At 60.0% G+C, this 5883-nt stretch carries 5 protein-coding genes; all 5 read right to left on the reverse strand.

Translation table 11 applies throughout. The annotated features are described in order from the left end of the window. The coding region (gene wecB / locus ACOVQ0_RS13180; RefSeq protein ID WP_421885164.1) for a non-hydrolyzing UDP-N-acetylglucosamine 2-epimerase at nt 1-1101 on the reverse strand (1101 nt) is incomplete at its 3' end. Beyond that, the gene (gene wecC, locus ACOVQ0_RS13185) at nt 1098-2402 is read right to left on the reverse strand and encodes a UDP-N-acetyl-D-mannosamine dehydrogenase (RefSeq protein WP_421885166.1); all 1305 of its coding nucleotides are present in this window, start codon (nt 2400-2402) and stop codon (nt 1098-1100) included. The genes wecC and wecB, both read right to left, overlap by 4 nt. Before the next feature lie 525 nt (nt 2403-2927). After that, a complete protein-coding gene (locus ACOVQ0_RS13190) occupies nt 2928-3662 on the reverse strand; it encodes an RES family NAD+ phosphorylase (RefSeq protein ID WP_421885168.1) in 735 nt (244 codons plus the stop codon). After that, on the reverse strand, nt 3659-4072 hold the full coding sequence (locus ACOVQ0_RS13195; RefSeq protein ID WP_421885170.1) for an MbcA/ParS/Xre antitoxin family protein: 414 nt from the start codon (nt 4070-4072) through the stop codon (nt 3659-3661). The genes ACOVQ0_RS13190 and ACOVQ0_RS13195 overlap by 4 nt, the downstream gene beginning before the upstream one ends. A gap of 966 nt (nt 4073-5038) precedes the next feature. Further along, nucleotides 5039-5527, reverse strand: coding sequence for a MarR family transcriptional regulator (locus tag ACOVQ0_RS13200; protein WP_421885172.1), 489 nt, complete (start codon nt 5525-5527; stop codon nt 5039-5041). Nucleotides 5528-5883 lie beyond the last annotated feature (356 nt).

The following is a 5883-nucleotide window of genomic DNA, read 5'->3' on the forward strand; positions in this document are numbered from 1 at the left end:
GCTGGCGCTGCCATTGCCGTAAGGGTTGTGGGCCAGAGCCATCTGCCGGTAGGCGGCCGGCTTATCGAGCAGGCGGCTAGTCTCGGCGACAATTCTTGCCGCATCCGCGCCGACCAGCCGCGCCGTTCCGGCAGCGACCCCTTCGGGCCTTTCGGTGGTATCGCGCATCACCAGCACCGGTTTGCCGAGGCTCGGCGCTTCCTCCTGGATCCCGCCGGAATCGGTGAGAACAATGTCGCAGGCCGCCATCATGGCCACGAAGTCGAGGTAGTCGAGCGGGTTGATCAGCGCGATGTTGTCATGGCCCGCCAGCGCCGGTCGCATCACTTCGGCAACGTTGGGATTGGGGTGCAGCGGATAGATGATCGCGACATCATCGCGCGCCGCAAGTTCCTGCAAAGCTTGTGCAATCTGCACCATCCCCGCACCGAAATTCTCGCGCCGGTGGGCGGTGACGGCAATAATCCGCTTCCCCGCAAACCGCGCCTTGAGCGGGGCTATTGCGGGCGCAAGAGTGGGGTCGGCCGCGACCTTCGCCTGCGCGAACATCAGCGCATCGATCACGGTGTTGCCGGTGACGTGGATCGATGTTTCCGCCACGTTTTCAGCACGCAAGGCCGCAGCCGCCGTCTCCGTCGGAGCGAAATGGAGGTCGGCGACCACGCCTGTCACCTTGCGGTTCACTTCCTCGGGCCAGGGCGAATAGATGTCGCCGCTGCGCAATCCGGCCTCGACATGGCCGACCGGAATCCGCCGGAAATAGCACGCCAGGGTCGCCATCATGGTGGTCAGCGTATCGCCATGCACCAGCACACGATCGGGCAACAAGTCGTCCAAGACCGCACCAAACCGCACAATGAGGCGCGCACTGAGCGCATCAAGCGACTGGTCGGGCCGCATCAGATCGAGATCGACGTCCGGAACCAGATCAGCCAGAGCGAGCACGGAATCGAGCAATTCGCGATGCTGTGCGGTGACCACGACCTTGACATCGAATTGTCCGGTCTCGCGCAGCGCGGCCACCACCGGGAACATCTTGATCGCTTCGGGCCGGGTGCCGAAGGTCACCAGGATGCGCGGCTTAGCGCCTTTGGAGATCATCGTCTCAGCATGCCCCGCGTGTCGAACACGAGCTTGCCCGCCAGATCCTGCGGCGAAAGATATTTGAACGCGGTGTGATCGACCAGCACCACGACTATCTCGGCCTGCCGCAGCGCGGCGTCAAGCGTCACCAGATCGGCGCCGGTTCCGGCAAAGGCCTCGGGCAATTCGTCCGTAAACGGTTCGACCACGAGGATCCGCTCGCCATGCGTGCGGGAAAGCTGCTGCGCGATCTCGAGCGCCGGGCTTTCGCGGAAGTCATCAATATCGGGCTTGAAGGCAAGGCCGAGCAGCGCGACCTTGCCATCGGGCGCCGCATCGAGCAGCGCGCGGATCCTGGCCTGTGTGTGCACGGCCTTGTGATCATTGACCTCGCGCGCGGTGCGCACCAGCCTGGCAGCCTCGGGCGCGCCGGCGACCAGAAACCACGGATCAACCGCGATGCAATGCCCGCCCACGCCGGGGCCGGGCTGGAGGATGTTGACCCGCGGGTGGCGGTTCGCAAGGCGGATCACGTCCCACACATCCACCCCGATCACATCGGCGATCATCGAGAGTTCGTTGGCGAACGCGATGTTCACGTCGCGAAAACTGTTTTCGACCAGCTTGACCGTCTCGGCCACGCGCGCGGTGGTATAGAGGCAGTCGCCCTTGACGAAGCTGGTGTAGAGCTCCGCGGCGCGCTCGGCACAGGCCGGGGTGACGCCGCCGATCACGCGGTCATTATGCACCAGCTCGTTGACGATCCGGCCCGGCAGCACGCGCTCGGGGCAATAGGCCAGCGCAATGTCAGCTACTTCGGTGGCGCCGTCGCAAGGGACCACCAGATCAGGGCGCAAATCGGCGATGATCTGCGCGACCCGCTCGGTGGTGCCGACCGGCGAGGTGCTCTCGACGATCAAGCAGGCACCGGGAAGGATCTTGGGCGCGATCGCGCGCGCGGCGGCCTCGACATAGGAGATGTCAGGCGCGTTGTCCGGTCCCAGCGGGGTGGGCACGGCAATCATGTAGAAACTCGCGGTCGGCACCTCGGTCGAGGCGACCAGCGTCTGCGCCGTGATCGCATCGTGCACCAGCTTGTCGAGATCGCGTTCCTCGATATGCACGCCGCCGGCATTGACCGTTTCGACCACAGCTTGCGAGACATCCACCCCGCACACGCTCCAGCCATAGCTGGCGAGCAGCGCGGCGGTCGGCAAGCCGATATAGCCGAGTCCGATCACCGCGATCTGATGGTCGGGCACGGTCAGGTTCAGCGCATCATTGCCGAGCGCCGAGGTGGCATCGAATGGTGCGTTCATGAAATCACGGTCCCGCTCATCGCGAGAGCAGCACTGGCCGCAAAGCCCTTAAAATCGCGTTAGGCTTGCCGAGCGTTTCACCATTAGGCTTGCCCTGTTGCAGGTCGTGCCGGCTTCTGGTCCCTGGCCGCCAGAATTGGACCATTTGCAGGAAGAGTGTTCCGACCGAGGTTTGCTTGGCTGGACGAGAAGTTGCGGCATAAGAGCATCGAAGTTCTCGGACGCGCAGAAAAGCGTTCGTCATCAAGCAGGGCTTGGAGGGAACGCCGGTGGCTGAGATTGCCTCATGGCGGGGATCAGCCAGGCGACCCACTTCAACGGGACGACAAAATACGCAGGGTTGATGTGGTCAGAGCGGCGGCCGCTACGTGAGCTTCATTTGATGTCAATTGCTTGTGCCAGCAGCGGGCTTGTATCGTGTGCGGAAGTTTTTGGGGTGCCCTCGATGCAGAGCTGCCAGTTATGTTGACATGAATCGGCTACCACGGTTCATTTCGGCGAGTCTGCACATTCTGCCCGAGTTGCTCAAGGCAGGGAATGAGGATCGCCGATGACACGGAACACCGCGCCTGATGCTGCATCACGCACGAGATCAACTCGCTTCCCGTTCCAGTGATAGTCAAGGTGTCGACCCTGCACTGGGCTTGATGCGCAGTTAGGATAGAAGAGTGCAACGCAAGTTCCCTCTGGATGGCGGACACTGCGGTATACGATGCCATCTGATCCTGTCTGCTTCAGATTTGCAGCCAGAGCTTGGGATGCGGCATAGCTATCGGGGTTCAGTTCGAGCGAAAGTTCCGGTTTTCTCGATTGCAGATCGTGAAGGTCGGCGCTGACTGTCAGGATGATTTCCCGGAACTGGGACGTCCAGCCTGCGGCCTCCTTGGTTCTCGCCATGAAACGCGCATGATGATGGATTGTCTCGAATAATGCGGTTTCGAACCGATCACCGACATAGAGCACGCCGTAGCTCCCATCGCTGAACCGGCTTGGGCGGTCAGGGCTGACATGGGTAAATGGCGCCATCAGGTAAGTGGCGCCTAGTCCACCTACCCTTCGGTCAATTGGTACCAGGTCGAGATTGCCGATCGTTACCGCGATACGAGGGTTGGTCTTCTGCTCCGCAGAGATCAGCAGCGGCCAGTCAGCTGGGTCTGCGATGTCCTCGAACAGGTCGATAGGCGGGAAAGCACTCCGGACGATCCGGACAGCGCCTTTCCACTCAACCTTTGAAATCGGTATGCCTAAGGCGTCGGTCACCAGCCGCCACGTTCAGCGTCGAGGTAGCGACGCACGCGCATGATGTCGGTGAGTTCACCTCCGAGCATGACGTCTAGCGCACTGGCCCCTGCGAATGCATCGTTGGTCGCCTTGACCCAGGCATAACCAAGGGTTGCTTCGGCAAATATGAGGCGTAGCGCCTTGTGTATGCCCATTAGGTTGGAAAGTCGCGCACGACCATCCCGTGAGATGCGGCCGGGTCCTTCCGCCTTCCAGCGCCGGTAGGAACGCACCGGCATGTCGAGCAAGGTTGCCGCCTGCTCGTCGGTCACCTCCCATTTGCCGAACAGGCTGTGAACCGCTCTGAACATCGCGGCGGCCTCGTCCTGGGTGATGGGTTCCGGACGAAAAGCCGGAACGGTCGTATCGATTTGTTGCAGAGCGAGCACTGCGTTTCTCCTTGTGATGCGAGATAGCAGCAATATTGCCATTTGGCAATAATTTAGAAATTAATGCCTTTTGGCATTGCCGGCCCGACAGCCAGTCAGGCGAGACTATCTGATGGTAAGGCGGCCATGGCCGCGCCGGGTGGGGGTGTGGAAATGGGGCCTGCAGATTTCCGGTTTTCGCTAAGGATGGGCTGATTTGGGCAGGCTACGATATCACCCGTTTCCAATGGCGAACAGGAATGGGGAGGAGCAGACGGGAGACCTCCTTGCCGGCATGAGTTTTCCAGCGGCGATCTTCTTTTTCGCGCCTTTTTCGGGATTGATGCGGCCCAGATCAAAAGCGCATGCTCGCCATCAGCCAAATGCGTGTTTGACCGGGCTGCTCACAGTCAGGAGCTGGCTTCTCGGCCTCATGTCCTGTCGGGGCTGGCCTGCCTTGTGGATGGGCAAAAGCGATGGGTTTGCAGACCTGTCCATCGCATAGCGGCAAGAGCAGAAGGGCATGGATGCTCGCCTTCGCGAGGATCGCCGGCTTGGCTACGTCGCCGTTTCCGGTCTTTCAGTCATCCGTCAGGAGCAAATGAGCGCACGGCAGCGCAAGGGAATCGCTGGTGCCTGAGAGCACTTTGCGCGCTTGGCTTGCCGGTGCGCGCTACCAGCCGCGCGCTTCTTGCGCCAGACCGTTACAATTCATGCCGAAACAGCTTCAGAAACAAGTGAAAAACCGTTAAGGCGCCGTCTCTTGCCAAGTGAGATTTTGTCAGCAGAGCAAGCCGACATTTGAGCCATGGCAAGGGGGCGCTCCCGAGGAACGCAAGATGTCCATTCCAATGGTTAAGGAGCTTAGCAAAGCTCGTGATGAGATCGACAGGACCGGTGAGCTCATCTGCGCAGCGCATGTCCAGCATGTGATCGACACACTGGCGAGCCGGGGCGTCAATGCCGGCTAGTGCGTTTGGGCTCGGATCACAGGTGTAATGCCAAGGCATTGACGACCTTTACCTTGCCGCCTTCGGTCAATTTGACCATCGATCGGCGCTTGTCTTCGTGATCCTGCTGGCGCTTCACGAGCTGCAGACTTTCCAGCGCCTGGAGCCATCGCAAGGCCGTAGTCGGGGGGCATGCCGCACCGATACAAGCGCTGGTGACCGAGATTTCCTTGCCCATGTTTTTGGCCTGATACAGATCCAGCAGGATGTCCCATGCAGGGCTGACTGAGAACCCGGGCACGCCGAAGATTTCGTCAACCTTACGCCGCGCCGAGTAAATCTTCCTCGCCAGAGCAAAGAGTGTCCCTTCGGTGGGGACGGTCTGCATCTCATCATCTGAAAGAGAGCGCAATTCGATCGCGAGAGCCTCCATGCGATCAGCAATCGCCTGTCGGTTCTCGCGCTGCCCAACCGAAGCAGGATTGGCGGGTTCGGAGCCATTATGTGCGGCGAAGTCTGTCTTCAACGAAGCCTCCTGATCAGTAAGAGAAGTTACGTTCCGTGTTTCAACTAACTTGACAGCCTTAGATTTCTACAAGTCGGTAATCGAATCGTAAGTCGCGGCGTATACGTATTTTTACTTATGCGCGCTTTCGCCGACCGGAGCTTAGGATCATCCAAGCAATAGAATGAAGGGCTTGTTGACTTGATGCCAGTGCAATCAGGGTCCAATCCCCATGATTTTTTGGCAAAATAGCATAACAAATTTGCGCAATTTTATTGCGGCCATCGCGTGCTGTGCCCTAAAAAGTTTCGGGCGACTGGGCCTAGCACTACTTTGGCAGATATTTGCGGATCATACGTCGCCATCGTCTACGGCAG

The sequence above is a fragment of the Novosphingobium sp. genome, from assembly GCF_049240505.1.
GTDB lineage: Bacteria > Pseudomonadota > Alphaproteobacteria > Sphingomonadales > Sphingomonadaceae > Novosphingobium.

Excerpts from the sequence above, each read along its gene's own strand:
- wecC (WP_421885166.1), bottom strand. The coding sequence starts at position 2,402 with ATGAACGCACCATTCGATGCCACCTCGGCGCTCGGCAATGATGCGCTG.